Source organism: Pseudomonas sp. zfem002, assembly GCF_032621685.1.
Lineage (GTDB): Bacteria > Pseudomonadota > Gammaproteobacteria > Pseudomonadales > Pseudomonadaceae > Aquipseudomonas > Aquipseudomonas japonica.
In genome coordinates this window covers 49446-74025 of the sequence record NZ_JAVYJH010000009.1, presented here as the reverse complement: position 1 = coordinate 74025, position 24580 = coordinate 49446, and the positions used below count along the sequence as shown (strand labels likewise).

Annotated in this window: 30 protein-coding genes; 19 read left to right on the top strand and 11 right to left on the bottom strand. The window is 64.9% G+C overall.

Annotated features, from left to right (window positions below):
• Nucleotides 1-15: 15 nt before the first annotated feature.
• A complete protein-coding gene (locus RTI28_RS12440) occupies nt 16-861 on the bottom strand; it encodes an AAA family ATPase (protein WP_316920728.1) in 846 nt (281 codons plus the stop codon).
• A 135-nt stretch (nt 862-996) separates the two neighbouring features.
• Nucleotides 997-2070 carry a DUF748 domain-containing protein gene (locus RTI28_RS12435; protein ID WP_316920727.1) on the bottom strand — a complete coding sequence of 358 codons (1074 nt, stop codon included), beginning with the start codon at nt 2068-2070 and terminating at the stop codon, nt 997-999.
• A gap of 138 nt (nt 2071-2208) precedes the next feature.
• Here RTI28_RS12435 and cysK point away from each other — a divergent pair, with 138 nt between their 5' ends.
• From cysK to RTI28_RS12420, 3 genes are all read left to right on the top strand, one after another.
• Nucleotides 2209-3183 (top strand): cysteine synthase A, encoded by a 975-nt coding sequence (gene cysK / locus RTI28_RS12430; protein WP_316920726.1) that lies wholly within the window; start codon nt 2209-2211, stop codon nt 3181-3183.
• A 169-nt stretch (nt 3184-3352) separates the two neighbouring features.
• The gene (locus RTI28_RS12425; RefSeq protein ID WP_316920725.1) at nt 3353-4288 is read left to right on the top strand and encodes an aspartyl/asparaginyl beta-hydroxylase domain-containing protein; all 936 of its coding nucleotides are present in this window, start codon (nt 3353-3355) and stop codon (nt 4286-4288) included.
• Nucleotides 4289-4749: 461 nt separating this feature from the next.
• A complete protein-coding gene (locus RTI28_RS12420; RefSeq protein WP_316920724.1) occupies nt 4750-5631 on the top strand; it encodes a DMT family transporter in 882 nt (293 codons plus the stop codon).
• Here RTI28_RS12420 and RTI28_RS12415 read toward each other — a convergent pair.
• A complete protein-coding gene (locus tag RTI28_RS12415; RefSeq protein ID WP_316920723.1) occupies nt 5576-6496 on the bottom strand; it encodes a DMT family transporter in 921 nt (306 codons plus the stop codon). The genes RTI28_RS12420 and RTI28_RS12415 overlap by 56 nt on opposite strands.
• Nucleotides 6497-6725: 229 nt before the next feature.
• Here RTI28_RS12415 and aceK point away from each other — a divergent pair, with 229 nt between their 5' ends.
• Entirely contained in the window at nt 6726-8456 is a 1731-nt protein-coding gene (gene aceK, locus RTI28_RS12410; protein WP_316920722.1) for a bifunctional isocitrate dehydrogenase kinase/phosphatase, read from the top strand.
• Nucleotides 8457-8608: 152 nt separating this feature from the next.
• Here the strand turns inward: aceK and RTI28_RS12405 are convergent, their stop codons facing one another.
• Nucleotides 8609-9475: a DUF6279 family lipoprotein gene (locus RTI28_RS12405; protein WP_316920721.1), complete on the bottom strand. Its 867-nt coding sequence runs from the start codon at nt 9473-9475 to the stop codon at nt 8609-8611.
• Between the two features lie 165 nt (nt 9476-9640).
• Between RTI28_RS12405 and RTI28_RS12400 the strand changes: the two genes are divergently transcribed.
• Nucleotides 9641-10477: a S1 RNA-binding domain-containing protein gene (locus RTI28_RS12400; RefSeq protein ID WP_316920720.1), complete on the top strand. Its 837-nt coding sequence runs from the start codon at nt 9641-9643 to the stop codon at nt 10475-10477.
• Here RTI28_RS12400 and RTI28_RS12395 read toward each other — a convergent pair whose 3' ends face one another.
• Nucleotides 10478-10855, bottom strand: coding sequence for a hypothetical protein (locus RTI28_RS12395; RefSeq protein ID WP_316920719.1), 378 nt, complete (start codon nt 10853-10855; stop codon nt 10478-10480). It lies immediately after the preceding gene.
• Between the two features lie 177 nt (nt 10856-11032).
• Here RTI28_RS12395 and RTI28_RS12390 point away from each other — a divergent pair, with 177 nt between their 5' ends.
• From RTI28_RS12390 to def, 4 genes are all read left to right on the top strand, one after another.
• Complete coding sequence (locus RTI28_RS12390) at nt 11033-11458, top strand: hypothetical protein (protein WP_316920718.1); 426 nt, start codon at nt 11033-11035, stop codon at nt 11456-11458.
• 126 nt (nt 11459-11584) lie between these two features.
• Nucleotides 11585-11764 (top strand): CsbD family protein, encoded by a 180-nt coding sequence (locus tag RTI28_RS12385; RefSeq protein WP_316920717.1) that lies wholly within the window; start codon nt 11585-11587, stop codon nt 11762-11764.
• 156 nt (nt 11765-11920) lie between these two features.
• Entirely contained in the window at nt 11921-12895 is a 975-nt protein-coding gene (locus RTI28_RS12380; RefSeq protein ID WP_316920716.1) for a YihY/virulence factor BrkB family protein, read from the top strand.
• On the top strand, nt 12885-13424 hold the full coding sequence (gene def / locus RTI28_RS12375) for a peptide deformylase (RefSeq protein ID WP_316920715.1): 540 nt from the start codon (nt 12885-12887) through the stop codon (nt 13422-13424). The genes RTI28_RS12380 and def overlap by 11 nt, the downstream gene beginning before the upstream one ends.
• On the opposite strand, the gene RTI28_RS12370 is transcribed toward def, so the two are convergent.
• Nucleotides 13376-13837, bottom strand: coding sequence for a GNAT family N-acetyltransferase (locus tag RTI28_RS12370; protein ID WP_410478979.1), 462 nt, complete (start codon nt 13835-13837; stop codon nt 13376-13378). The two genes, def and RTI28_RS12370, sit on opposite strands and share 49 nt — an antisense overlap.
• Nucleotides 13838-14111: 274 nt before the next feature.
• On the opposite strand from RTI28_RS12370, the gene RTI28_RS12365 reads away from it, so the two are divergent.
• A complete protein-coding gene (locus RTI28_RS12365; RefSeq protein WP_316920713.1) occupies nt 14112-14366 on the top strand; it encodes a DUF2790 domain-containing protein in 255 nt (84 codons plus the stop codon).
• A gap of 58 nt (nt 14367-14424) precedes the next feature.
• On the opposite strand, the gene ada is transcribed toward RTI28_RS12365, so the two are convergent.
• The 3 genes from ada to RTI28_RS12350 all read right to left on the bottom strand — a co-directional run bounded on the left by ada (nt 14425) and on the right by RTI28_RS12350 (nt 17624).
• A complete protein-coding gene (ada, locus tag RTI28_RS12360) occupies nt 14425-15489 on the bottom strand; it encodes a bifunctional DNA-binding transcriptional regulator/O6-methylguanine-DNA methyltransferase Ada (protein ID WP_316920712.1) in 1065 nt (354 codons plus the stop codon).
• A gap of 95 nt (nt 15490-15584) precedes the next feature.
• A complete protein-coding gene (locus RTI28_RS12355; RefSeq protein WP_316920711.1) occupies nt 15585-16211 on the bottom strand; it encodes a DNA-3-methyladenine glycosylase in 627 nt (208 codons plus the stop codon).
• A 51-nt stretch (nt 16212-16262) separates the two neighbouring features.
• On the bottom strand, nt 16263-17624 hold the full coding sequence (locus RTI28_RS12350) for a PLP-dependent aminotransferase family protein (RefSeq protein ID WP_316920710.1): 1362 nt from the start codon (nt 17622-17624) through the stop codon (nt 16263-16265).
• Between the two features lie 90 nt (nt 17625-17714).
• Here RTI28_RS12350 and RTI28_RS12345 point away from each other — a divergent pair, with 90 nt between their 5' ends.
• From RTI28_RS12345 to RTI28_RS12330, 4 genes are all read left to right on the top strand, one after another.
• The gene (locus RTI28_RS12345; protein WP_316920709.1) at nt 17715-18671 is read left to right on the top strand and encodes a threonine dehydratase; all 957 of its coding nucleotides are present in this window, start codon (nt 17715-17717) and stop codon (nt 18669-18671) included.
• A 57-nt stretch (nt 18672-18728) separates the two neighbouring features.
• On the top strand, nt 18729-18983 hold the full coding sequence (locus RTI28_RS12340; protein WP_316920708.1) for a type II toxin-antitoxin system HicA family toxin: 255 nt from the start codon (nt 18729-18731) through the stop codon (nt 18981-18983).
• Entirely contained in the window at nt 18980-19312 is a 333-nt protein-coding gene (locus RTI28_RS12335; protein ID WP_316920707.1) for a type II toxin-antitoxin system HicB family antitoxin, read from the top strand. Before RTI28_RS12340 ends, RTI28_RS12335 begins: the two co-directional genes overlap by 4 nt.
• 82 nt (nt 19313-19394) lie before the next feature.
• Nucleotides 19395-20039 (top strand): LysE family translocator, encoded by a 645-nt coding sequence (locus RTI28_RS12330; protein WP_316920706.1) that lies wholly within the window; start codon nt 19395-19397, stop codon nt 20037-20039.
• Here RTI28_RS12330 and RTI28_RS12325 read toward each other — a convergent pair.
• On the bottom strand, nt 20017-20823 hold the full coding sequence (locus RTI28_RS12325) for an AraC family transcriptional regulator (RefSeq protein WP_316920705.1): 807 nt from the start codon (nt 20821-20823) through the stop codon (nt 20017-20019). The two genes, RTI28_RS12330 and RTI28_RS12325, sit on opposite strands and share 23 nt — an antisense overlap.
• A 114-nt stretch (nt 20824-20937) precedes the next feature.
• Between RTI28_RS12325 and RTI28_RS12320 the strand changes: the two genes are divergently transcribed.
• The 5 genes from RTI28_RS12320 to RTI28_RS12300 all read left to right on the top strand — a co-directional run bounded on the left by RTI28_RS12320 (nt 20938) and on the right by RTI28_RS12300 (nt 24091).
• Nucleotides 20938-21426: a GyrI-like domain-containing protein gene (locus tag RTI28_RS12320; RefSeq protein ID WP_316920704.1), complete on the top strand. Its 489-nt coding sequence runs from the start codon at nt 20938-20940 to the stop codon at nt 21424-21426.
• 107 nt (nt 21427-21533) lie between these two features.
• Nucleotides 21534-21959 (top strand): SgcJ/EcaC family oxidoreductase, encoded by a 426-nt coding sequence (locus RTI28_RS12315; protein WP_316920703.1) that lies wholly within the window; start codon nt 21534-21536, stop codon nt 21957-21959.
• Nucleotides 21960-22001: 42 nt separating this feature from the next.
• Entirely contained in the window at nt 22002-22346 is a 345-nt protein-coding gene (locus RTI28_RS12310) for a YciI family protein (protein WP_042126546.1), read from the top strand.
• Between the two features lie 18 nt (nt 22347-22364).
• A complete protein-coding gene (locus RTI28_RS12305) occupies nt 22365-22856 on the top strand; it encodes an SRPBCC family protein (RefSeq protein ID WP_316920702.1) in 492 nt (163 codons plus the stop codon).
• A complete protein-coding gene (locus RTI28_RS12300; RefSeq protein ID WP_316920701.1) occupies nt 22856-24091 on the top strand; it encodes an RNA polymerase sigma factor in 1236 nt (411 codons plus the stop codon). The genes RTI28_RS12305 and RTI28_RS12300 overlap by 1 nt, the downstream gene beginning before the upstream one ends.
• A gap of 6 nt (nt 24092-24097) precedes the next feature.
• Here the strand turns inward: RTI28_RS12300 and RTI28_RS12295 are convergent, their stop codons facing one another.
• Nucleotides 24098-24568 carry a MaoC family dehydratase gene (locus RTI28_RS12295; RefSeq protein WP_316920700.1) on the bottom strand — a complete coding sequence of 157 codons (471 nt, stop codon included), beginning with the start codon at nt 24566-24568 and terminating at the stop codon, nt 24098-24100.
• Nucleotides 24569-24580 lie beyond the last annotated feature (12 nt).

Sequence of the window (24580 nt, the reverse complement as noted above, 5' to 3'; positions counted from 1 at the left end):
ATCGCCCCCGTGGCTTCAGCGGTTGCCGCGGCGGCTCATGAAGGCCAGGCGCTCGAGCAGTTGCACGTCCTGTTCGTTCTTCACCAGGGCGCCGGCCAGCGGCGGGATGGCCTTGGTCGGATCGCGCTCGCGCAGCACGGCCTCGCCGATGTTGTCGGCCATCAGCAGCTTGAGCCAGTCCACCAGTTCCGAGGTCGAGGGTTTCTTCTTCAGGCCCGGGACCTTGCGCACGTCGAAGAACACGTCCAGCGCCTCGCTGACCAGGTCCTTCTTGATGTTGGGGTAGTGCACGTCGACGATCTGCTGCAGGGTGTCGCGGTCGGGGAAGGCGATGTAGTGGAAGAAGCAGCGGCGCAGGAAGGCGTCCGGCAGTTCCTTCTCGTTGTTCGAGGTGATGATGATGATCGGGCGCTGCCTGGCCTTGATCGTCTCGTCGGTCTCGTAAACGTAGAACTCCATCTTGTCCAGTTCCTGCAACAGGTCGTTGGGGAACTCGATGTCGGCCTTGTCGATTTCGTCGATCAGCAGGATCACCCGCTCCTCGGCCTCGAAGGCTTCCCACAACTTGCCTTTCTTCAGGTAGTTGCGCACGTCGTGGACCTTGTCCACGCCCAGTTGCGAATCGCGCAGGCGGCTGACCGCATCGTATTCATACAGGCCCTGGTGAGCCTTGGTGGTGGACTTGATGTGCCAGGTGATCAGCTTTGCCCCGAAGGACGCCGCCAGTTGCTCGGCGAGCATGGTCTTGCCGGTGCCCGGCTCGCCCTTGACCAGCAGCGGTCGCTCCAGGGTGATCGCCGCGTTGACCGCCAGTTTCAGGTCGTCTGTGGCGACGTATGCGCTGGTGCCTTCGAACTTCATCTGTCCATCCTCGTTGCGAATGCCAGGGGACGTGGCCCTGGTGGAAAATTGTCATACGCGACTATAACGCGCGTCCTACAGGAGTGGGAACGCAGACGGCCCATTCAGTCTCTGAATGGGCCGTCACTCGGTGACTCAGTCAGACTTGGGCGGCGAGCGCTCGTAGCGTGCGTTGAAGGCCTCGATGAAGCCGTTGCGCAGGATCTGCAGGAAGGCTTCGAAGGCGCTGATATCGCTCTGCCGCACGCTGCCGGACAGCTCGACCCGGGTGGCGAACTGGTTCTTCGGCTGGTTCTTCAGCACTGTCTCGGTGGCGCCGACCAGGGCTTCCCAGATCGAGCGAAAGATCGTCTTGTCCTTGTTCTCGACGTCCTGCTGCCAGTCGAATACCTCGACATCGCGCAGCAGTGGCTTGATATAGCCGCTCAGCCGGCCCTTCACCGCCTGGGCCTCGATCACCAGGTCGCCATGCCCGGCCTTGAAATCGAACTTGCCGTAGGCGCTGGCGAAAGCGTTGAGCCGGCGCAACTGCAGGTCGGTGGCGCGCAGGCGGAACTGGAAGTCCTCGAAATCGCTCAGCGGGTCGAACGTGGCAGTGCTTTCCACCGGCGCGTCGCCCGGCAGCAGGGCCTTGCCGGCGAAGCTGGCGTCGCGCCGGCCTTGCTTGTCGACCACGTTGGTCAGGTTGCGGATGCTGGCGTTCAAGCGGGTGGCCTGGAGGTCCACCGGCGGTTTCGAGTTGAAGTTGCGAAAGCTCAGGGTGCCGTCGACGATGCGCACTTCGTCGAGGGTGATTGGCAGAAGTTTTTCCAGCTGTTGTCGCCAGTTGGTGCCCTGGCCGGTCTGCGAGGCCTGCTGGCTGCCGCCATCGACGAAGTTCAGCTCGGGACGCAGGAACTCCACCTCGGCGACCACCGCCCGCTCGTACCAGAGGGCATACCAGCTGACCGAGAGATCGATCAGCGGCGCCTGCAGCAGCGGCACCGGCACCTTGCCGCGGGTCTTGACGATCTGCAGGCCGTTGATCCGGTAGGCGCCACGCCACCAGGCGAGGTCAACGTCGGCGATCTGGCCGCGATAGTCGCCCATGTCGGCGAGCTTTTCATTGAGGTAGTCACGCACCAGCCAGGGCAGCGCCAGATGCACGGCGAGCAGCACGGCGAGGAGGCTGGCGAGCCCCAGCAGCGGCCAGCGATAGCGGCGTTTCATCGGCCTCTCCCGGAATGCGGATGGACACGGATGAACGGTTGACCTGTAGCGCACCGACGGAGTTTCACCGGGGTAGACGACCTCCCGGGGCAGGCTTACCCTTGAGGTTTTCGCTCGGTGCCAAAAGGACCTCCTGCCATGAGCCGTATCTTTGCTGACAACGCCCATTCCATCGGTAATACACCGCTGGTGCAGATCAACCGCATTGCCCCGCGCGGCGTGACCATCCTGGCCAAGATCGAGGGGCGCAACCCGGGTTATTCGGTCAAGTGCCGGATTGGCGCGAACATGGTCTGGGACGCGGAAAGCAGCGGCAAGCTCAAGCCGGGCATGACCATCGTCGAGCCGACCTCGGGCAACACCGGCATCGGCCTGGCCTTCGTCGCCGCCGCCCGCGGCTACAAGCTGCTGCTGACCATGCCGGCGTCGATGAGCATCGAGCGGCGCAAGGTGCTCAAGGCCCTGGGTGCCGAACTGGTCCTGACCGAGCCGGCCAAGGGCATGAAGGGCGCCATCGAGAAGGCCAACGAGATCCTCGCCAGCGACCCGGCCAAGTACTTCATGCCGGCGCAGTTCGACAACCCGGCCAACCCGGCGATCCACGAGAAGACCACCGGCCCGGAAATCTGGAACGACACCGATGGTGCGGTGGATGTGCTGGTCGCCGGCGTCGGCACCGGCGGCACCATCACCGGTGTGTCGCGCTACATCAAGCAGACCCAGGGCAAGGCGATTCTCTCCGTGGCGGTCGAGCCCGTGGTGTCGCCGGTGATCACCCAGGCGCGGGCCGGAGAGGAGATCAAGCCGAGCCCGCACAAGATCCAGGGTATCGGTGCCGGCTTCGTGCCGAAGAACCTCGACCTGGCCATGGTCGACCAGGTGGAACTGGTCACCGACGACGAATCCAAGGCCATGGCCCTGCGCCTGATGCAGGAGGAGGGGATTCTCTGCGGGATTTCCTGTGGCGCCGCCATGGCTGCCGCCGTGCGCCTGGCCGAGAAGCCGGAAATGCAGGGCAAGACGATCGTGGTGATCCTGCCGGACTCCGGTGAGCGCTACCTCTCCAGCATGCTGTTCAGCGATCTGTTCACCGATCAGGAAAACCAGCAGTAAGCCCGACCGGGGCCGCGTTGCCTGATCGAGGGCAAGGAAGCGGCCCTGCCGTTGTTGCACAATCCTCAACACTGTATGTCAGGCCCCGGTTGTTTTTACCGGGGCCTGTTCGGTTTATCATGGGCGATTTCCGGCGCCGAGTCCGAACGAAATTTCTTAGGAGTGTTGAATGACTTTTTCCTTCATCGCCAAGGCAGGCGTGCTGCTGCTGTTCTTCGGCAGCGTCCTGTTCGTGCACCTGCGCGGCAAGGCGCGGCTGCCCGTGCTGCGCCAATTCGTCAACCATTCGGCGCTGTTCGCTCCCTACAACTCGCTGATGTACCTGTTTTCCGGAGTACCGTCCAAGCCGTACCTGGACCGTGAGCGCTTCCCCGAGCTGGACGTGCTGAAGAACAACTGGGAAACCATTCGCGAAGAGGCCATGCACCTGTTCGACGAGGGCTACATCCGCGCCGCCGAGAAGGACAACGATGCCGGCTTCGGTTCGTTCTTCAAGAAGGGCTGGAAGCGCTTCTACCTGAAGTGGTACGACAAGGCCCTGCCATCGGCCGAGCTGCTGTGCCCCAAGACCGTCGAGCTGGTCAACAGCATCCCCAACGTCAAGGGCGCGATGTTCGCCCTGCTGCCCGGCGGCAGCCACCTGAACCCGCACCGCGATCCGTTCGCCGGTTCCCTGCGTTATCACCTGGGCCTGGCCACGCCGAACTCGGACAACTGCCGCATCTACGTCGACGGCCAGCCTTATGCCTGGCGCGACGGTGAGGACGTGATGTTCGACGAAACCTACGTGCACTGGGTGAAGAACGAGACCGAGACGACCCGGGTGATCCTGTTCTGCGACGTCGAGCGTCCGTTGAGCAGCCCGTTGATGACGAAGATCAACCGCAAGGTCAGTGCTTTCCTCGGCCGTGCCACCGCGCCGCAGAACACTGACGACGAGCGTGTCGGCGGGATCAACCAGGCCTATGCCTGGAGCAAGAAGTTCAGCAATGTCATCAGCGCCCGGGTGAAGACCTTCAAGCGCGCCAATCCGAAGGCCTACCGCGTGCTGCGGCCGGTGCTGGCGGTGGTGGTGGCTTACTTGCTGTATCGCTGGTTGTTCTGATCGGGTTGGGGCTGTAGGAGCTGGCTTGCCTGCGAAAGGACCGCGTCAGCGGTCCCGATAGCGGTGATGTCTGGGACCGCTGACGCGGTCCTTTCGCGGGCAAGCCGCGCTCCTACAAGAGCAGCGCGCGGCAATTGAACTGGAGCTTGCGCTATCAAATGGCCAGGCCTATAGTCCCCACCTCTTTCTCTTCACCGAAGACTCGCTCATGCCAGCTTCCCCTGTAACCCCAGTACTCGCTGCCGCGCCTGACGCGGTGGTTGTCGTGCGCGGGATTCAGCAGCCGGCCATCAGCCAGTCTCCACCTGTCGGAACCGTTGTGGCGTGCGTAGTAGTCGCACCGCCAGCCGTGGTGGTAGTGGCCTGAGGCCCCTGCACCGCCAACGTTTCTGAAGTACGGCGGCTGCCACGACGCAGCCCGACCGTTCGGCTCATTTGCCCGAATACAGGTGGCAATTCACATGTCTCTTTTCAACAAAGCATCCGTGGCCTCGTCGGCCACCACCAGCCTGTTCGTCCTGCTCTGGAGCAGCGGGGCGATCGTCTCCAAGCTGGGACTGGCCCAGGCGACACCCTTCGCCTTCCTCCTCGTCCGCTTCGCCATCGCCCTGGTCGCGCTGTTGCTGCTCGGGCCCTTGCTGCGCCTGCGCTGGCCGCGTGAGCGGGGCGCTGTGTGGCAGGCCCTGGCCACCGGCGCGGTCCTGCTCGGCGCCTACCAGATCTTCTACCTGCTGGCCCTGGACCTGAAGGTCACACCCGGCGTCATGGCCACGGTCATGGGTGTGCAGCCGATCCTCACCGTGGCCCTGATGGAGCGGCAGCGTTCCTTCAGCCGCCTGTTCGGCCTGTGCCTGGGGCTGGCGGGGCTGGTCATGGTGGTCTGGCAGGGGATCGGCCTGGGCGGCATGTCCCTGGCCGGCATGGGCTTCGCCCTGCTGGCCCTGGCGAGCATGACCGGCGGCTCGATCATGCAGAAACGCATCACCCGCGAGCCCCTTGGCACGCTGCCCTTGCAGTACCTGGCCGGCCTGCTGCTGTGCATGGCGTTCGCGCCGTTCCAGCCGCTGGAAATCCAGCCCACCCGGCAGTTCAGCCTGGCGGTGCTGTGGATGGCCCTGGTGGTCTCGGTGCTGGCGACCCTGTTGCTGTACCGCCTGATCGCCCGCGGCAACCTGGTCAACGTCACCAGTCTGTTCTACCTGGTGCCGGCGGTGACTGCGCTGATGGACTACCTGATCTTCGGTAACCGTCTCGCGGCCATGGGCCTGCTGGGCATGGGGCTGATCGTCATCGGCCTGCTGTTCGTGTTCCGTCAGCCGGCGCGGGCCGCGGCGCCGGCTTGAGCACCAGCCACAGGGCCAGGCCGATCAGCAGTCCACCGTACAGGTGTGCGGTGGACAGCGGTTCGTCCAGCAGCCAGGCACCCCAGAGCACGCCGAACACCGGTATGAGAAAGGTCACGGTGGAGGATTTCACCGGGCCGATCTCGCTGAGCAGGCGGAAATACAGGATGTAGGCGAAGGCGGTGCACAGCAGGCCCAGGCCCAGCAGCGACAGCCACACCTGCCAGCCGCCCCAGCTGGCAGGTGGCTGGGTGGCAACGCTCCAGGCGAACAGCGGCAACAGCAGCAGGCTGGCGCCGATCATGCTGCCCAGCGCCGACAGGCGGCTGTCGAGGCCGCCGCGCTGGTCCAGCCAGCGCCGCGCGAGAAACCCGGCCAGGCCATAGCACGCGGTCGCGCCGAGGCAGGCGAGGGCGCCCTGCAGCAACTGAAGGTCGAAGGCCACCGGCCCCGCACCACTGAGAATGCCCACTCCGAGCAGCCCGAGGAAAATCCCGGCGAGCTTGGCCAGGGTCATGGCCTCACGGAAGAACAGCGCACCGATCAGCACGCCCATCAGCGGCGTGGTGGCGTTGAAGATCGCCGAGTAGCCCGCCGGCAGCACCTGGGCCGCCACCGAATACAGCGTCGCGGGAATCCCCGAGTTGATCATCCCCAGCACCAGGGCCACCTTGAACTTGCCGTCGAAGTCCCAGTGCACCCGCAGCAGGGCAAGGATCGCGATCAGCCCGAGGCAGGCGATCGACACCCGGAAGAATGCGGTCGGCACCGTCCCCAGGACCGGCGCGATGATGCGCATGAACAGGAAGCTGGCGCCCCAGATGGCGGCGAGGATCAGCAGGCGGGACAGGGCGATGGGGCTCACGGGGTACTCCAGGGGAAAACCGGGAAGCGAGTGTACGGCATAACCGGGGCCGATCTCGTGCGCTTTCTTGCGGGCTGAATCCGTTCATTGCGGTTTATGCCGCCTGTTGCGCAGAAACAGCCGTTCGCGATGCTGGCACCCTGGCCCCGATTTGGCCGATCCACCCCTGTGCAGGCGCGGGCGCCGCGGTTACTCTCAGGCTTTCGCCCTTCCCGCCAGAGGTCCAGATATGCCCCAGCAATGGCCGGCCGCCGCTATCGCGCGGACGATCCTCGATGGTTTCGACAACTATCGCGAGCATTTCCGCCAGATCACCGACGGTGCCCGCGAGCGCTTCGAAAAAGCCCTCTGGCAACAGATCCAGAGCGCCGCCGCGGCGCGGATCAATCTGTACGAAGAGAAAGTCTCGGAAGTCACCGTGCGCCTGCATGAAGCCTTCACCGACGAGGTACTGCTGGACGTGTCCCTGTGGCCGCTGGTGAAGAGCGCCTACATCGGCCTGATCGACCCGCGTCTGGACGACGAGCTGTCGGAGACCTGGTACAACTCGATCTTCTGCAGCCTGTTCAGCCACGACCTGATCAGCGATGGCTGCATGTTCATCCACACCACCCGGCCGTCGCTGCGCGCCCACGAACGCGCGGCGCAGACCCGTATCTACCGCCCTGATGGCCACCTGTCCGGTCTGCTGGCGCGGATCTTCGAGGATTATCGCTTCGATGCGCCCTATGCCGACCTGCCCGGCGACCTGGCGCGGTTGCAGACGCAACTGCGCGATAGCCTGCCGGACTGGGTGTGCAAGGACCCGCAGCTGCAGGTCGAGCTGTTCTCCCCGGTGCTCTATCGCAACAAGGGTGCCTACCTGGTCGGGCGCATCTTCACCCAGGACGAACAATGGCCGCTGGTGATCCCGCTGCTGCACCGCGAAGGCCATGGCATCGAGATCGACGCGCTGATCACCGACGAAGCCGACGTGTCGATCATCTTCTCCTTCACCCGTTCGTACTTCATGGTCGATGTCCCGGTGCCGGCGGAGTTCGTCGGCTTTCTCAAGCGCATCCTGCCGGGCAAGCATGTCGCCGAGCTGTACACCTCGATCGGTTTCTACAAGCACGGCAAGTCGGAGTTCTACCGCGCCCTGATCAACCACCTGGCCAGCACCGACGACCGCTTCATCATGGCCCCCGGCGTGCGCGGCATGGTCATGAGCGTGTTCACCCTGCCGGGCTTCAATACCGTGTTCAAGATCATCAAGGACCGCTTCTCGCCGTCCAAGAGCGTGGATCGCGCCACGGTGATCGAAAAGTACCGCATGGTGAAGAGCGTCGACCGGGTCGGGCGCATGGCCGATACCCAGGAGTTCTCCGATTTCCGCTTCCCGCTGAGCAAGTTCGAACCGGAATGCCTGGCCGAGCTGCTGGAAGTGGCGCCCTCGACGGTCAGCCTGGAAGGCGACACCGTGCTGGTGCGCCACTGCTGGACCGAACGGCGCATGACCCCGCTCAACCTCTACCTGGAAAACGCCAACGACGCCCAGGTGCGCGAGGCGCTGGATGACTACGGCCTGGCGATCAAGCAACTGGCGGCGGCGAACATCTTCCCCGGCGACATGCTGCTGAAGAATTTCGGTGTCACTCGCCATGGTCGCGTGGTGTTCTACGACTACGACGAGATCACCTTCCTCACCGAAGCCAACTTCCGCCATATCCCGCCGCCGCGCTTCCCCGAGGACGAGATGTCCAGCGAGCCGTGGTATTCGATCGGCCCGCACGACGTGTTCCCCGAGGAGTTCCCGCCGTTCCTGTTCGCCGATATCGGTCAGCGCCGGCTGTTCAACCAGTTGCATGGCGAGCTGTACGACGCCGATTACTGGAAAGGCCTGCAGGACGCGATTCGTGAAGGCAAGGTGATCGATGTGTTCCCGTATCGGCGCAAGGGCAGGGAGCAGGCCATCGTCTAGGCTCTGTATGAAATGCATCCGAGCTCGCCCATGCTGCGTTGAAAACGGGCTCGGAATGCTCATTTACACAAGTAAAGTCGGGCGCGACCCCGGCCGTTCCTCGCCCGTTTTCGCCTTGCCTGGCCTTCGCTCCAATACATTTCATACAGACCCTAGCGCTTGAGGCACTTCAGTTCGCTGAAGTCCTTGCGCACCTTGTCCAGGCGCTGGTCCAGATGCTGGCGCTGTTCGGTGCTGCTCTGCGCCATCAGGTCCACCAGCAGGCTGCGCAGGTGGGCTTCGGTGCTGGCGAAGGCGATGCGGTATTCCGGGGTCCAGAAGCGCTCGCGCTCCTTGAGCAACTGACCCAGGCGCGGTTCGAAATCGTCCTGGTGGCGTTGCTCCATCAATTGGCTGAACTGCGCCTGCCAGTGGGCGCGGTTGGCGATCCACTGGCGATTCTGCCCGCCCAGTTGCGCCGACCATGCGGCCACGCGCTCCTTCTGTTGCGGGCTCAACCCGCCGAGCCACGGCGACAGGCGTTTTTCCATGCGCGCGCCGCGCTCCTCGATCTGCTGGGCGAGCGGCGTCCTGACGTACCAGGCCTGGCGTTTCTCGATGTCGCGGGCGAAGTTCTCGCGCAGCTCGCGCACCTGCTCGTCGTTCATGCCGCGCAGCAGCTCGGCGGCCTGCGGGGTGATCCGTTCGGCGACCCGGGCCACGGCCTGGTGCGCCTGTCCGGTGCGCTCGCGCAACTGCTGGTCGGTGACCTGGTTGCTCGCCACCATCTGGCGGATGCCGTCCAGCCAGGTCAGGTAGCCCGGCAACTGGGTCTTGCAGTGCCAGGCCAGTTGCTCCTTGAGGCGCTCGTCGAGCCAGCGCTTCTGCTGGCGGTCCATGTCCAGGTAGTCGCTCAGCGACCACGGCACCAGCACGTCGAGGTTGCGGTAGGCCAGGTCCAGGCGCGTGCAGGACAGCAGCAGGAGACTGGCGAGCATCAGCAGAACCGGGCGCAGGCAGCGAGATGGACGAGCGGACATGATGCGAGTCCTTGCGTGGGCTTCCTCTGTGTTTATAGAGCAGGTTCGGCCAATGCGGTTCAAGCCGATGTCCCTGGCCCGATCGATGGGGGGAAACTGCCGAAGCGCCGGGCGAGGGTTGCGGTTCGGGTGTAGAATGCGCGGCTCGCAACGAGGATTTCGACGATGGCTTTAGTTGGGCGTTACAACACTTTGCAAGTGGTCAAGCACACGGACTTCGGTCTGTACCTGGATGGCGGCGCGGATGGCGAGATTCTTCTGCCCAATCGCTACATCCCCAAGGACACGCCCACCGAGGTCGAGGACTGGCTGAACGTCTTCGTCTACCTGGACAGCGAGGACAAGCTGATCGCCACCACCGAGAAGGCCAAGGTCCAGGTCGGCCAGTTCGCCAGCCTCAAGGTGGTCGAGATCAACAGCATCGGCATCTTCCTCGACTGGGGCCTGCCCAAGGACCTGCTGATGCCGTACTCCGAGGAAAAGCGCCAGATGCGCGCCGGCGAGTACTGCGTGGTGCACGTCTATCTCGACCGCCGTACCCGGCGCATCACCGCCACCGCCAAGCTCGACCGCTACCTGGACAAGGCCCCGGTCAACTACCGGGTCGGCCAGCAGGTCGACCTGCTGGTGGTCGAAGAGAGCCCGATGGGCTTCAAGGCCATCATCAACAACCAGCACTGGGGCCTGATCCACAAGAACGAGGTGTTCAAGTTCCTTCGTTCGGGCAAGCAGGAGAAGGGCTACATCAAGGAAATCCGCGACGACGGCAAGATCGCCCTGAGCCTGCAGCCGGTCGGCGAAGCCGCCGCCAGCAGCCTGCACGAGCAGATCCTGAGCAAGCTCAAGGCCGCCGACGGCGTGCTGCCGGTCAGCGACAAGAGCGACCCGCAGGTGATCAGCGACTTGTTCGGGGTCAGCAAGGGCAACTTCAAGAAGGCCATCGGCGCCTTGTACAAGAGCGGTCAGATCGTCATTCACGACAACCGCATCGAACTGGCCTGATCAGCGCTGGCGGAAACCCGAGAAATCCAGGTTTTCGCCGCCCGGGCGCAGGTCGCGCAGCAGCGAGTCGCGGTCGGCGGACAGGGCGAGGCTGATGGTCGAGCGGCGCTTGCCCGGGTTGCGCACTTCCATCTGCTCCATGTGCGAGCGCAGGTAGCGTCTCGGTACCTTCAGGTGCTGCAACTGGTCGCCTTCCGGGGTGTGCAGCAACAGGTTCACCCACCCGGTATTGGTGCGCAGCCAGGCCACTGGCACATCGAACCACCACAGGCAGCGCTTGCCGTCGAGCACGGCGAACAGGGTGTTGTCGCTGTCCAGCGCGGGGATCCCCAGGGCCTCGTTGCGACGGGCAATGGCGGTGGTCTTGTCGAGTTTCATGCGGGTGTCCTGCGAGTGACGCTTGGTAAGGCCGGGTATTTTGCGGGGAATGGGCTGAAACATAAAGTCGCAGGGCGCCTCGAAAGCCGGAACTTTTTCCACGGCTGATGTCAATGTGATGTCGCTACTCGGCGACCGGCGATTTTCTTCGCCTACCCCCTGCAAGGAAGAACGAAAATGCGAGTACTTGTCGCGCTGTTGGTATTGTTCAGCGGTTTCGCCCATGCCGGTTGCGGCAGCATCGACGATTCGGACCAGCGCCGCTATTGCGAAGCGAAGACGGGCAATGGCAGTTGCGGCAGCATCGACAACTCCGACCTGCGCAGGATGTGCGAGGCCGAAACCCGGAATGGCAGTTGCGGCAGCATCGACGATTCCGATCAGCGTCGCTATTGCGAGGCGAAAACGAACAATGGCAGCTGCGGCAGCATCGGTAACTCGGATCTGCGCAGGATGTGCGAAGCCGAAACCGGAAACGGCAGTTGCGGCAGCATCGACGATTCCGACCAGCGTCGCTATTGCGAGGCGAAAACCCACAATGGCAGCTGCGGCAGTATCGGCGACGACGATCTGCGCAGGATGTGCGAGTCTGAAACGCGCTGAACCGACAACGCCAAGGCACGTTCACGCAAGGTCCGCGGCACCTTGCGTGAAAATAAATGAAACTCTGCGCTGCGCTCGCCACTCCACCGACTGTCGATTCCGACGTTCCCTTCAAGGAGACATCCCATGAGTGGCACCAAAGACAAAGTCAAAGGCATGGCCAACGAAGCGGTCGGCAATATCAAGCAGGGCGTGGGCAAGGCGACCGACAACGATCGCCTGCGCGCCGAAGGCAAGGCCCAGGAGCTGAAGGGTGAAGCCCAGCAAGCCGTGGGCAAGGTCAAGGATGCCGTGAAGAAGCCTTGATCGTTGTACCCGGCGCACGATGACGGCCATCTTCGGATGGCCGTTTTTTTTACCGGGACAGTGAATCGCGACTGGTGATCGAGGGTCTATTAGACTGTTTTGTAACTCTTCCCACTGTGACCCGGGAATATGAGCGGGCAGCGCAAGGAGACGCCAATGAGATTCACCCATCTGCGCGGTGTTCCGGTACATCGCGTACTGGTGCACACCGTCAAGGAATTCCTCGATGACGAGATGTCCACCTACGCTTCGGCACTGGCCTACCAGATGCTCTTTTCGCTGTTTCCGTTCCTGCTGTTCCTGATCGCCCTGATCGGTTTCCTGCACCTGCCGGACTTCTTCTCCTGGTTGCGCCTGCAGTCGGAACTGGTCCTGCCGCCGCAGGCGCTGGAACAGGTCAATCCGGTGATCGACCAGCTCCAGCAATCCAAGGGCGGCCTGCTCTCGGTGGGTATCGTCATTGCCCTGTGGACCGCCTCGGCCGGCGTGCGCCTGATGATGAGCGCGATGAACGCCGCCTACGACGTGGTCGAGGGGCGCCCGCTGTGGAAGCGCATTCCGCTGTCGATCTTCTACACCGTCGGCATCGCCGGCATGCTCCTGGCCGCCGCCGCGCTGATGGTGCTCGGCCCGCAGGTGATGGGCTGGGTGGCCTCGCAGGTGGGCATGGAGGAATTCATCGTTACCCTGTGGACCGTGGCGCGCTGGCCGGCCATCGTCATGCTGATGATGGTGGCGGTGGCGCTGATCTACTACGTCATGCCCGACGTCAAGCAGGAGTTCCGCTTCATCACCCCAGGTTCGGTGCTGGCGGTGGTGGTCTGGATCATCGCCTCGCTGGGCTTCGGCTACTACGTCAAGACCTTCGCCGACTACAACGCCATGTACGGCAGCATCGGCGCGATCATCGTCCTGCTCCTGTATTTCTACATTTCTGCCGCGGTGCTGCTGCTCGGCGCGGAAATGAACGCGGCGATCGAGCACCTGTGCGCCGAAGGCAAGCGTCCCGGGGAAAAACAACCCGGCGACGGCGCACCGGATCGTGCTACAACTCGCGACTCCGGGCTGGGCCGCGATCACGCCCCGGCCGCCGGACCCGAACCCGTGAGCCGAACCTCCCATGATTCGTGAAATCCTGAAAATGGGCGATGAACGCCTGCTGCGCATCGCTCCGCCGGTCCCTGAACACCTGCTCGGCAGTGCCGAACTGCAGCAACTGATCGACGACATGTTCGAAACCATGCGCCATGTCGGTGGGGTCGGCCTGGCCGCGCCGCAGATCGGGGTCGACCTGCAACTGGTGATCTTCGGCTTCGAGCGCAGCGAGCGTTACCCGGACGCCGAGCCGGTACCGCAGACCATCCTGCTCAATCCGCTCATCACCCCGATCGGTACCGAGCTGGAGGAGGGCTGGGAAGGCTGCCTGTCCGTGCCGGGCCTGCGCGGGGTGGTCAGTCGCTACAAGAGCATCTTCTACGAGGGCGTGGACCCGCAGGGCGAGCCGATTCGCCGCACCGCCGACGGTTTTCACGCCCGGGTGGTGCAGCATGAGTGCGATCACCTGATCGGCCGCCTGTACCCGTCGCGCATCCACGACTTCAGCCGCTTCGGCTACACCGAGGTGCTGTTCCCCGGACTCGATCCCGCCGCCGACGACTGATGCCGCGCCATCGCCAGCAGGGGCTTGCTGCGCCGGTAGCGGGCCAGGCGCTCGGCGAGCACGGCGGGCAGGTCTTCGCTGACGGCATAGCCCAGCCTTTCATAGAACGTCCGCAGGTCCGGATGACAGAACAGCCAGACGCAGCCTGCGGCGTCCTGGCTGGCCCGTTCGATCAGGCGCCGCGCCACCTGTTGCCACCGCCAGTCCTCGGCCACCAGCAAACCGGTCAACCAGTACCCGCCCGGCACCGGGCTGAGGTTCAGCGCCGCGACGATCGTTCCGGCACGGGCGACCCAGGCCACGCCGCTGTCGCTGCCGCGCATGGACGAGGCCTGGCTTTTATAGAACTTGTTCAGCAGCGGGCGTTCGCTGGCGCTCAGCGGGCTGCACTGGATCGGTATCGGGTCGGTCACGGGCGGGGGCTCTGGGGCGGGCATTTGCTGCGGACTGAATGCGGGTCGATCGGGTAAGGATCAGCCGGGATTGTTGTCGAATCGGTAACAGTGAATGTCAGGCTTGATGATTCAATGAAGTTAGCAGATCAGTAAACTGAGCGCATCCCCACTGAACACCACCTGATGGGATCGGTACTTCGTGTTATCTCCAGTGTTGGAATAACAACTTCTCCGCGCCACTTGGCATATGAAGTCAATCTGTTGGTTCGATTGCTTTAAAGGCCCACACATCATGAAAGCATTAGTTGCAGTTGCATTACTTGCCGTGTCTTCGTTCGCCCTCGCTGACCAGGCCGCCAGTGCCCAGCAGCCGGCGCCCGAGCAATACAGCTACAGCACCGACCTGGATATCGCCAAGGTCATCAGCCTGTCGAAAGTTGCCAATGTCTGTGAAGTCGTGCCGGCCACCATGGTCTATGAAGATCATCAAGGCCAGCGTCATACCATCGAATACCGGGTAATGGGTGATGGTTGCAGCCAGGGCTGAAAGTTGTAGAGCTCAATAAAAAAGCCCCCGTCTTGACGGGGGCTTTTTTATTGCCTGCTCATTGTCTTTCCCGTTCGAGAAGTTGCTGTTTGCGTTCCACACCCCAGCGGTAGCCGGAGAGATTGCCGTCGCTGCGCACCACCCGGTGGCAGGGGATCGCCACCGCCAGGCTGTTCGCACCGCAGGCCTGGGCTACCGCGCGCACTGCTTTCGGCGCGCCGATGCGTTCGGCGATCTGTGCATAGCTGGCGGTGCTGCCCACCGGAATCTCCCGCAGCGCCTGCCAGACCCGCTCCTGGAAGGCCGTGCCGCGCAGGTCCAGGGGCAGGTCGAGGCCGATGGCCGGCGCCTCGACGAAGCCCACCACCTGCGCCACCAGTTGCTCGAAGCGTGCGTCCGCACCGATGAGATTGGCCTTGGGGAACTTGTCCTGCAGGTCCTGCAGCAGCGCCTGCGGGTCGTCGCCCAGGAGGATCGCGCAGATGCCCCGGGCGCTTTGCGCAATCAGGATCGCGCCCAGCGAGCACTGCGCGATGGCGAAGTGAATGTCGGTGTTGGCGCCGCCGTCGCGCCAGGTGCCCGGGGTCATGCCGAGGCGGGCGTTGCTCGATTCGTAGAAGCGGCTGTTGGAGTTGAAGCCGGCCTCGTACATCGCCTCGGTGATCGAGTCGGCGCGCTGCAGCTGGTTGCGCAGCTTGCGCGCGCGGTGGGCGCTGGCGTAGGCCTTGGGGGTCAGGCCGGTGGCGCGCTTGAACACCCGGTGGAAGTGGTAGGGGCTCATGTTCACCTGCTCGGCCAGCTGGTTCAGGCTCGGTTCGACCTCGGCGCTTTCGATCAGCTTGCAGGCACGGGTGACCTGGGCGGCGTGTTGGCGCGCCAGCGCGCCCTGGTCGCCGCCACGTCGACGGCTGGGACGATAGCCAGCGGCCTCGGCGTCGGCCGGGGTGTCGAAGAACTCGACGTTCTCGATCCGCGGGCGTCGTGCGGGGCTCGATGGCGGGCAGTACACGCCGGTGGTGCGCACGCCATAGACGAAGGTGCCGTCGGCGGAGGCGTCACGGGCCAGCAGGGCTTGCCAGCGTGGGTCGGATTCGGTGATGACGAGTTTGTCGTTGCGGCGCATGGCGATCTCCTACAGGGATCGTGTCGTTCTCGAGGGCTGTGGATGGAGCTTAGAAACTCCACGACATTCAGTAACTCCGCCTCTTGCTTTCGAATTCACTTCGCCGGCACCCGCCACAGATACCAGGCCGCCACCGTCCGGTACGGGCTCCACGCCACGCCCAGTTCCCTCAACTGCCTGGGCGTTGGCTGCGCCTCCAGGCCATGCAGCCGGCGATAGCCTTCGCGCACGCCAAAGTCGTCCACCGGCAGGATATCCATCTGCTCCAGGGTGTAGATCAGCAGCATCTCCACGGTCCAGCGACCCACGCCGGGCAGGCGGGTCAGGCGTTCGATCAGCACCTCGTGATCCATGTTCCGGGCCTCGCCATGATCCGGCACCAGCCCGTCCAGCCGTCCCTGCGCCACGGCCTGCACGGTGCTGATCTTGCGTCCGGAAAAGCCGCAGGCGCGCAGTTGTTCCGGGGTGGTCGCCAGCAGCTGTTCGGGCGACGGAAAGTCCTGCCCGGGATACAGCGCGAGAAAACGTCCGAGAATCGCTTCCGCGGCCCGGGCATGCAATTGTTGATAGGCGATGGCCCGCACCAGCGCCTGGTAGGGATCGCGGGTCGGCAAGGGCATATGCAGGCACGCACCGATGGCCTCGATATGCGCGGCCCACTGCGCACTCTGCTGGCGCAGGTGATCCGTGGCCCGGGTGTAGAAAAGGTCGCGTTCGTTCATGGCTATCCGTTCCGCAAAAGCCGCTGGAGTGTAGGGGGGCAGGGCGACTTGTCACCCCGGATCCTGCGCCGTGAATTCGCCGAGTACCGTGGCGACCCGTTCCAGTGCCTGCTTCAGTTCGGCCCGGCTGCGCGCCGCGGTCAGGCTGATGCGCAGCGCCGGCAGTTGCCCCTGTTTCACCGCGAACACCTGCGCCGGCACCACCTCGACGCCCCTGGCGCGGCAGGCTGCGGCCAGCTCGTCGCCGGGGCGGGGACCGCCGAGCCAGATATGCGGCGATGGCCGCTCCTGATGGGCCAGCGCCGGCCCCAGCAGGCGTTGTGCCAGGCGCCAGCGCTGCATGACTTCCTCGCGCTGCCAGGCCAGTTTGCGCGCGGCGGTACCGTCGTCGATCCAGCGGCAGGCGATGCCCAGCATCAACGGCGCGATCTGCCAATGGGTCGCCTGGGCATGTGGATCGATGCGGCCCAGCAGGCTCGCGTCGCCGGCGATCCAGCCCAGGCGCAGACCCGCGCAGACGGTCTTCGACAGGCTGCTGACCAGCAAGCCGCGCGGGCCGAGCAACGGCAGCAGCGGGGGCTCGTCGCCAAGGGCGCCATAGACATCGTCCTCCACCAGCAGCAGGTCCAGGCGTTCGACCACGGCGGCGACGGCCCGCCGCCGCTGTTCGCCCATGCGCGCCCCGGTGGGGTTGTGCAGTGCCGGGGTCAGGACCACCACCCGCGCGCCGCTGGCCCGCGCCACGCGGTCGAGATCGTCGGGGAGGATGCCTTCGCGGTCCATGGCGATGCCGTGCAGCGGCAGGCGCAACTGGCGGCAGGCGGCCTTGATGCCGGGCGCGGTCAGCGCTTCGACCATCACCGCTTCGCCGGGCTGACAGAACGACAGCAGTACGCTGAACAGCCCCTGCTGCGCGCCGCCGCAGAGCAGCACCTGGGCCGGGTTGAGCGCCAGGCCGCGTCGGTTCAGCCAACTGGCGCCGTGCAGGCGGCCGAGGAGCAACTGTTCGGCGCCGAGATAGTGTTCCAGCGCGTGGCCGGCGCCCTGCAGCACTTCGCGCAGGGCCTGTTCGAGGTCCTGGCTGTGCTCGTCCACCACCGGCACGTTGGTCGACAGGTCGATGCTGGCGCTGCTGTCGTCGCGCTGCTTGAGGCGGAACAGTGTGGCTTCCTTGCTGCCGGCCAGCACGTAGGTGCCGCGCCCGACCTCGCCGGACACCAGGTGCCGCGCCGCCGCCTCGCGATAGGCCTGCTGCGTGGTGCTCGGATTCAGGCCCAGGGTCCAGGCCAGGCGGCGCTGCGGTGGCAGGCGTTCGCCGACCTTGAGTTCGCCGGTTTCGATGGCGCGGGCGATGGCATCGACCAGGGCGAGGTAGCGCGGTTGGCCGTCATCGGTGAGGGTAGGGGTCCACATGTTTTATTGTTGGCCATGCAATATAAGGTTTGACCCATACAATGCGCGGCGGCCAGGATCGGGTCAACTCCATCCGATCCGAGGTGTTCCATGTTCGATCTGCCTGCCCTGCGCGAAGCGTCCCGTCTGGTCCACGCCGAGGTGCCCGCCACTGCGCAGTACGCCTGGCCGCGCCTGGCCGAGCGACTGGGCTGCGAGGTCTGGGTCAAGCACGAAAACCATGCGCCCACCGGCGCCTTCAAGGTGCGTGGCGGCCTGCTCTATGTGCAGTCGCTGCTGGCCCGCGCACCGCAGACCCGTGGCCTGGTCACCGCCACCCGGGGCAATCACGGGCAGAGCATGGCCCTGGCGGCGGGCAAGGCCGGGGTACCGATCATCATCGTCGTACCCGAAGGCAATTCCCGGGAAAAGAACGCGGCGATGCGCGCCCTCGGCGCCGAGCTGGTGGAGCACGGTGCCGACTTCGACCTGGCGCGGGCCGAGGCGGCGCGGCTGGCCGAGCTGCATGGCTATGAAAGCGTACCGCCGTTTCACCCGGACCTGATTCGGGGCGTGGCCACCTACGCGCTGGAACTGTTCGAGGCCGTGGCGCGGCTGGATGCGGTGTACGTGCCGATCGGCATGGGCTCGGGGATCTGCGGGTTGATCCGTACCCGCGACCTGCTGGGGCTGGATACCGAGATCATCGGTGTGGTGTCCAGTGAGGCCGATGCCTACGCGCAGAGCTTCGAGCAGGGTCGTATCGTCACCACCGCGACCGCCAATACCTTCGCCGACGGCATGGCCTGCCGCATGCCGGTGGCGCAAGCGTTCGAGATCATTCGCCAGGGGGCGGCACGTATCGTCCGGGTGACGGACGCCGAGATCGCCGACGCCATGCGCATCTACCACGAGGACACCCACAACACGGCCGAAGGCGCCGGCGCCGCGGGCCTGGCCGCGCTATGCCAGGAGCGCGAACGGCAGCGCGGGAAGAAGGTGGCGGTGGTGTTGAGTGGGGCGAACATCGATCGGCAGGGGTATGCGCGAGTGCTGGCGGGGGATTGAAAAGTCTTGAATGAACTCCGAGGAAAAAGTGCTATCTTAATTTGATAGCATTTTCCGATGCAGAATCGACATCGCAAGATTCTCGAAACCATCTTCCGGCTACCCACCAGTACTTCACTGGTATTTGCCGATATCGAAGCCCTGATCGTGCATCTGGGCGGCTCGGTGCATGAGCGCGAAGGTTCGCGGGTCAAGCTTGTGCTGGGGCAGCATCAATGGCGCTGCCACCGGCCCCATCCGGGCAAGGAGGCCAGGCGTTATCAGGTCGAAGAAGCACGGGAGTTTCTTCTGCGAGCAGGAGTCCAGGCATGAGCAACATGAGTTACAAAGGCTATTCGGCGCGGGTCGAGTACGATGCCCGCGACGATATTTTCGTCGGGCGGGTGCTGGGTGTGCGCGACATCATCAGTTTCCACGCGAGTTCCGTCAGTGAACTGCACGAGGCATTCAGGGGCGCGCTGGAAGACTATCTCGCCGATTGCCGCGAGCGCGGTGTGACACCGGACAAACCGGCATCCGGCAAGGTGATGCTGCGCATTCGCCCGGAGGTCCATGCAGCGGCGACCATTGCCGCGCAAAAGCAGGGCAAGAGTCTCAACCAGTGGGCCGATGAGGTCTTCGAGCAGGCAGCCCTGGCCTGATCCGCAATTTCTTCCAATACATTCCCTGCCCGATCCGCTTCAATACCGGCTGCCTTTTTCGTAGTCGGTAGCGGATCCCTTCATGCCTTTCTCCAACGGATTTCTTCTCAGCCTGTCCCTGTGCCTGGATATCGGCATCGCCAATATCGCCATGATTACCCTGGCCATGCAGCGCGGCTTCTGGCAGGGCATGTGGCTGGGCCTGGGCACCTGTGTCGGCGATCTGCTCTATGCCCTCGCAGCGCTGGCCGGGATGACCGTACTGCTGCAGTTCGAGGCGGTGCGCTGGACCCTGTGGATCGGCGGCTCGCTGCTGCTGGTGTGGTTCGCGGTGAAGATGCTGCTGGCGGCGCTGCGCGGTGATGCGCATCTGGATACCGCGGTGCAGGTGGTGCGCGAGTCGCCCTGGCGCGAGTTTCTCCGCGGGATCGTGCTGGCCATGTCCTCGCCCAGCGCGATCCTCTGGTTCGCCGCGGTGGGCGGGGTGCTGATTTCCCGTTCCGGCGCTGGCGGGCCGCTGGAGGCGGGGCTGTTCCTCGGCGGGTTCTTCTGCGCCGGAGTGCTCTGGTGCCTGACCCTGTGCGGGGTCGCCAGTCATGGCGGGCGACTGCTCGGCGATCGTCTGCTGATCTGGTCGTACCTGGCTTCGGCGGGGATCTTCTGCTACTTCGCGGTCTACGTGATCGTCTCCGGCTACCGCGAATTCATCCTCGCCCCGGCCCTCTGAACGCCAGCCAGTAGTGCTTGGGCGTGATGCCCATGACCCGGCGGAAGGCGTTGATGAAGTGGCTCTGGTCATAGAAACCGAGAGCATCCGCCACCTCCGCCGGATGCGCGCCGAGACGCAGGCGACGGCGCGCCTCGCTCAGGCGCACCTGCATGTGGTACTGCAACGGCGCCAGCCCGGTGGCCTTCTTGAAACAGCGCACGAAGTGGTACTTGCTCAGGCCGGCCACCGCCGCCAGCTCTTCCAGCTCCAGCCGGCCCTGCGCGGTGTCGCGCATGCACTGGATCGCCTGGCGCACCGCGCGGGTCTGTTCAGGCAACGGCGCGGTGGGCTGTTCGAGCAGCCGGGCCAGCAGGCTCAGCAGCGCCTCTTCCTGACAGGCAGGCTGTGTGTCGGCACTGCGGGCGAAGTCGATGATGGCGCGGTACAGTCCGGCATCGTGCAACACACCCTGGGCGAAGCTCGGCAGGCCGTCCGCCTGCTTCAGGTTGTTTTCGCGAGCGATCCGCTGCAGCGCGTCCGGGGCCAGGTGCAGGCTGATGTATTCCACGCCACCCGCGCCGAATTCCGAGGCCTGGACCGCCAGCGGGTTGTACAGGGTGATGGCCCCGGGAGGCACGTCGAGGGTCTCGCCATCCAGCCAGATCCGTTCATTTCCTCGCAGGTTCGCGCCCAGGACGTACTCGTCGTGGGTGTGGCGCTCGAAGCGCGCGGCGTCACTGGCCTGAACCCAGGAAGATTCGACCAGTCCACAAGTCCGTAACGCCTGGCTGACTAATGCCATCTGGCAGATTCCCCGAAGTGTGCAACGCAGTTACGCTAGCCGAGTGCCAGCAGGCGCGGCAACCGAAAATGCCGTCCTGCCAGCTTTCTTGACCAGACCTTGTGAGGCACGGAAATGTCGACCCAGATGGAGGCCGGATTCGCTCCGGCAAGAATCGAGAATGGACGTTCGTTCACCATCGCCGGCTTCGGCGAGCGTTACACCCTGCAGACCAACAAAGGCATTCCTGCTCTCTGGCAGCGTTTCGCCGCACATATCGGCAAGGTTCCCGGGCAGATTGGCTGCGACAGCTACGGGGTCTGCTGCAACTTCGATGGCAAGGGCGGGTTTCTCTACATCGCCGGGGTCGAAGTGCGCAGCCCCGATGCACTGCCCCAGGAATTTACCTGGCACACCCTGGCCCCGCAGCGCTATGCGGTGTTCGAGCACCACGGCAAGATCAGCGGCCTCGGTCATACCTTTGAAAAGATCTGGAAACAATGGCTCCCGCAGTCCGGCGAACGCGCGGCCGACGCGCCCGAGTTCGAGCGCTATGGCGAAGCCTTCGACCCCGAGTCGGCCAGCGGCACGGTGGAAATCTGGATTCCCCTGGAGCCGCGCTGATTTTTTTCAGCCGGCCTGTCGATTGCCGCTCCTCCCGTTCGACCAGTGAGTGAAGGCGCCGGAATGTTCCGGCGCCGCAACCTGACGAAGCCCCGGAGGGCGTAGCGATGAATACCGCAGCCGAACACGAAATCCGTCAACTGGTCGAGCGCTGGATCCAGTCGGTGCAAGACCGCGACCTGGACGCCATCGTCGCGCCCTATGCCGACGACATCGTCGCCTTCGATGCGATCAAGTCCCTGCAGTTCAAGGGCAAGGCCGCCTACCGCGCGCACTGGGAAATGTGCATGGGCTTCTGTACCGGGCCGATGGTCTTCGAGGTGGCGCAACTCACCGTGCACGCCGACAGCGACCTGGCCCTGGCGCACTGGCTCAATCGCTGCGGCCCGGCGGACGACGAAAGCCAGTGCGGCTACATGCGCGTCACCGTGGGCTACCGGCGCCGCGGCGGGGCCTGGCAGGTCATCCACGAACACTGGTCGGCGCCCTTCGACATGGAAACCCAGAAAGCCCTGTTCGACCTCAAGCCCTGACGCCAGTCATCGATCGCCCTTCACCCCGCGTCGGAGAACATCATGAAATACCTGTGCCTGGTCTACTGTGATGAAACCCTGTTGCACGGTCTGCCCGAGAGCCCCGCGGATGCCGAATGCATGGCCTACGCGGCGTCGATCCTCGACAGCGGGCGCATGCTCGCCGCCGAGGCGCTCAAGCCGGTGCGGACCGCCACCACGGTGCGGGTGCGGGGCGGCCAGATGAGCCTGACCGATGGCCCCTTCGCCGAAACCAAGGAGCAACTGGCCGGCTTCTACCTGGTGGAGGCACGCGATCTCAACGAAGCGCTGAACATCGCCCGCGGCATTCCCGCGGCGCGGGTCGGCAGCGTCGAGGTCCGGCCGGTGCGCGAGCTGCAACCCTGAACGAGGAGAACAACACCAATGCATCCTCAACAACCCGGCCAGGGAGAGGCGCTGCATGAACTGTCGCTGAGTCGTCTGATCGACGCACCGCGCACCCGGGTGTTTCGTGCCTGGACCGATCCGCAGCTGCTCAGCCGCTGGTGGGGCCCGCACGGCATGACCACGCCGCTGTGCGAGATGCAGCTGTGGGTCGGCGGCCTGTTCCGCACCGTGCTGCGCGCCGCCGACGGCAGCGAGTACCCGAACCAGGGGGTGTTTCTCGATATCGTCGCGCCGGAGCGGATCGTCTTCACCGACGCCTTCGGTCCCGGCTGGGTGCCATCGGCCAAGGCCTTCATGACCGTGGTCATCACCCTCGACGATATCCACGGCAAGACCCTCTACACCGCCCGCGCCTGGCACTGGAGCGCCAGCGATCGCCAGGCCCACGAGGAGATGGGCTTCCACCGCGGCTGGGGCGAAAGTCTCGATCGCCTGGTGGAACTGCTGAGCGGGCCGCTGGACGACTGATGGCCGAGGCGCAGGCGGTCCGCGCGGCGGTCGAGGCGGTCTATCGCGAGGAGTCGCGGCGGATTCTCGCGACCCTGATCCGCTTGCTGGGTGATTTCGAGCTGGCCGAGGAGGCGATGCATGAAGCCTTCTTCATCGCCGTGCAACGCTGGCAGCGCGACGGCATTCCCGCGAGCCCGCGGGCCTGGCTGGTGTCCACCGGGCGCTTCAAGGCCATCGACAGTCTGCGTCGGCGAGCCCGCTTCGAGCGCTCGCCCGAGGTTCTGCGCCAGGCCCTGGAGCATCTGGAGGCACAGGACATGAACGAGGACGAGCTGGAGGACGACCGCCTGCGCCTGATCTTCACCTGCTGTCACCCGGCGCTGGCGGCGGATGCCCAGGTGCCGCTGACCCTGCGCGAGGTCTGCGACCTGACCACCGAGGAAATCGCCAGGGCTTTTCTGCAGACACCGGCGACCATCGCCCAGCGCATCGTCCGCGCCAAGGCCAAGATCCGCGACGCGCGGATTCCCTACCAGGTGCCGGCCCTCGCCGAGTTGCCGGAGCGCCTGGACAGCGTGCTGCGGGTCATCTACCTGGTGTTCAACGAAGGCTATTCGGCGTCATCCGGCGACAGTGTGGTGCGCGATGACCTGTGCACCGAGGCGATCCGCCTGGGGCGGCTGTTGCGCGAGCTGCTGCCCGATCCGGAAGTGCTCGGCCTGCTGGCGCTGATGCTGTTGCAGGCGTCACGCTCGCGGGCGCGCAGCGCGGTGCCGGGCGAGTTGATCCTGCTCGAGCAGCAGGACCGCAGGCTGTGGGACCCGGCCCTGATCAGCGAAGGCTGCGCCCTGGTGGAACAGGCGTTGCGCAGCCGGCGCTTCGGCCCCTACAGCCTGCAGGCGGCGATCGCCGCGGTGCATGCCGAGGCGGCGAGCACGGCGCAGACGGACTGGGTGCAGATCGTCGGGCTCTATGATGTGTTGCTGCGCGGCTGGCCTTCGCCGGTGATCGAACTCAACCGCGCCGCCGCCCTGGCGCAGCGGGACGGGCCGCAGGCCGGACTTGCGGTGGTGGAAGCGATTCTGCAGCGCGGCGACCTGCGCGACTACCAGCCAGCGCATTGCGCGCGGGCCGAGCTGTATCGCCAGTTGGGCCGCCGCGGTCAGGCCCGCGAGGCGTATCGCGTCGCCCTCGGCCTGACCCGGCAGGAGCCCGAGCGGCGCTTCATCGAGCGCCGCCTGCAAGGGCTGTGAGGCTGATCAGCCGATGCTGATCGGTGGCGGGCTGACCAGGTCGACGGTCTGCTGCTTGCGCGGGGCGAGGATCTCGGCTTCGCCGTCGACCACCAGCTCTTCGTGCTGGTTGAACACCCGGGTGGCGATGCGCACGCGGAATTTCGGCAGCTTTTCGAGGATTTCCAGGCGCACGGTGAGGGTGTCGCCGATCTTCACCGGTTTCTGGAAGCTCATCTGCTGGCCCAGGTAGATGGTCCCGGGGCCGGGCAGCTCGCAGGCGACCGCGGCGCTGATCAGCGCCCCGCTGAACATGCCGTGGGCGATGCGCTCCTTGAACATGCTCCTGGCGGCGAACTCGGCATCCAGGTGCACCGGGTTGTGGTCACCGGACATCGCGGCGAACAGCTGGATGTCACGTTCTTCGACGGTCTTGCTGAAGCTGGCGGTCTGGCCGACTTCGAGGGATTCGTAAGGCGTGTTGGTGACCTGGGTCATTCAGGAGATTCC

Coding starts and splice junctions, on each gene's coding strand:
- RTI28_RS12355 (WP_316920711.1), bottom strand. CDS start 16,211: ATGAACGAACGCGACCTTTTCTACACCCGGGCCACGGATCACCTGCGC.
- RTI28_RS12380 (WP_316920716.1), top strand. CDS start 11,921: ATGAGATTCACCCATCTGCGCGGTGTTCCGGTACATCGCGTACTGGTG.
- RTI28_RS12335 (WP_316920707.1), top strand. CDS start 18,980: ATGAGCAACATGAGTTACAAAGGCTATTCGGCGCGGGTCGAGTACGAT.
- RTI28_RS12400 (WP_316920720.1), top strand. CDS start 9,641: ATGGCTTTAGTTGGGCGTTACAACACTTTGCAAGTGGTCAAGCACACG.
- RTI28_RS12345 (WP_316920709.1), top strand. CDS start 17,715: ATGTTCGATCTGCCTGCCCTGCGCGAAGCGTCCCGTCTGGTCCACGCC.
- RTI28_RS12440 (WP_316920728.1), bottom strand. CDS start 861: ATGAAGTTCGAAGGCACCAGCGCATACGTCGCCACAGACGACCTGAAA.
- ada (WP_316920712.1), bottom strand. CDS start 15,489: ATGCGCCGCAACGACAAACTCGTCATCACCGAATCCGACCCACGCTGG.
- RTI28_RS12385 (WP_316920717.1), top strand. CDS start 11,585: ATGAGTGGCACCAAAGACAAAGTCAAAGGCATGGCCAACGAAGCGGTC.
- RTI28_RS12315 (WP_316920703.1), top strand. CDS start 21,534: ATGAATACCGCAGCCGAACACGAAATCCGTCAACTGGTCGAGCGCTGG.
- def (WP_316920715.1), top strand. CDS start 12,885: ATGATTCGTGAAATCCTGAAAATGGGCGATGAACGCCTGCTGCGCATC.
- aceK (WP_316920722.1), top strand. CDS start 6,726: ATGCCCCAGCAATGGCCGGCCGCCGCTATCGCGCGGACGATCCTCGAT.
- RTI28_RS12325 (WP_316920705.1), bottom strand. CDS start 20,823: ATGGCATTAGTCAGCCAGGCGTTACGGACTTGTGGACTGGTCGAATCT.
- RTI28_RS12310 (WP_042126546.1), top strand. CDS start 22,002: ATGAAATACCTGTGCCTGGTCTACTGTGATGAAACCCTGTTGCACGGT.
- RTI28_RS12365 (WP_316920713.1), top strand. CDS start 14,112: ATGAAAGCATTAGTTGCAGTTGCATTACTTGCCGTGTCTTCGTTCGCC.
- RTI28_RS12395 (WP_316920719.1), bottom strand. CDS start 10,855: ATGAAACTCGACAAGACCACCGCCATTGCCCGTCGCAACGAGGCCCTG.
- RTI28_RS12350 (WP_316920710.1), bottom strand. CDS start 17,624: ATGTGGACCCCTACCCTCACCGATGACGGCCAACCGCGCTACCTCGCC.
- RTI28_RS12425 (WP_316920725.1), top strand. CDS start 3,353: ATGACTTTTTCCTTCATCGCCAAGGCAGGCGTGCTGCTGCTGTTCTTC.
- RTI28_RS12435 (WP_316920727.1), bottom strand. CDS start 2,070: ATGAAACGCCGCTATCGCTGGCCGCTGCTGGGGCTCGCCAGCCTCCTC.
- RTI28_RS12295 (WP_316920700.1), bottom strand. CDS start 24,568: ATGACCCAGGTCACCAACACGCCTTACGAATCCCTCGAAGTCGGCCAG.
- cysK (WP_316920726.1), top strand. CDS start 2,209: ATGAGCCGTATCTTTGCTGACAACGCCCATTCCATCGGTAATACACCG.
- RTI28_RS12390 (WP_316920718.1), top strand. CDS start 11,033: ATGCGAGTACTTGTCGCGCTGTTGGTATTGTTCAGCGGTTTCGCCCAT.
- RTI28_RS12405 (WP_316920721.1), bottom strand. CDS start 9,475: ATGTCCGCTCGTCCATCTCGCTGCCTGCGCCCGGTTCTGCTGATGCTC.
- RTI28_RS12420 (WP_316920724.1), top strand. CDS start 4,750: ATGTCTCTTTTCAACAAAGCATCCGTGGCCTCGTCGGCCACCACCAGC.
- RTI28_RS12330 (WP_316920706.1), top strand. CDS start 19,395: ATGCCTTTCTCCAACGGATTTCTTCTCAGCCTGTCCCTGTGCCTGGAT.
- RTI28_RS12300 (WP_316920701.1), top strand. CDS start 22,856: ATGGCCGAGGCGCAGGCGGTCCGCGCGGCGGTCGAGGCGGTCTATCGC.
- RTI28_RS12320 (WP_316920704.1), top strand. CDS start 20,938: ATGTCGACCCAGATGGAGGCCGGATTCGCTCCGGCAAGAATCGAGAAT.
- RTI28_RS12340 (WP_316920708.1), top strand. CDS start 18,729: ATGCAGAATCGACATCGCAAGATTCTCGAAACCATCTTCCGGCTACCC.
- RTI28_RS12305 (WP_316920702.1), top strand. CDS start 22,365: ATGCATCCTCAACAACCCGGCCAGGGAGAGGCGCTGCATGAACTGTCG.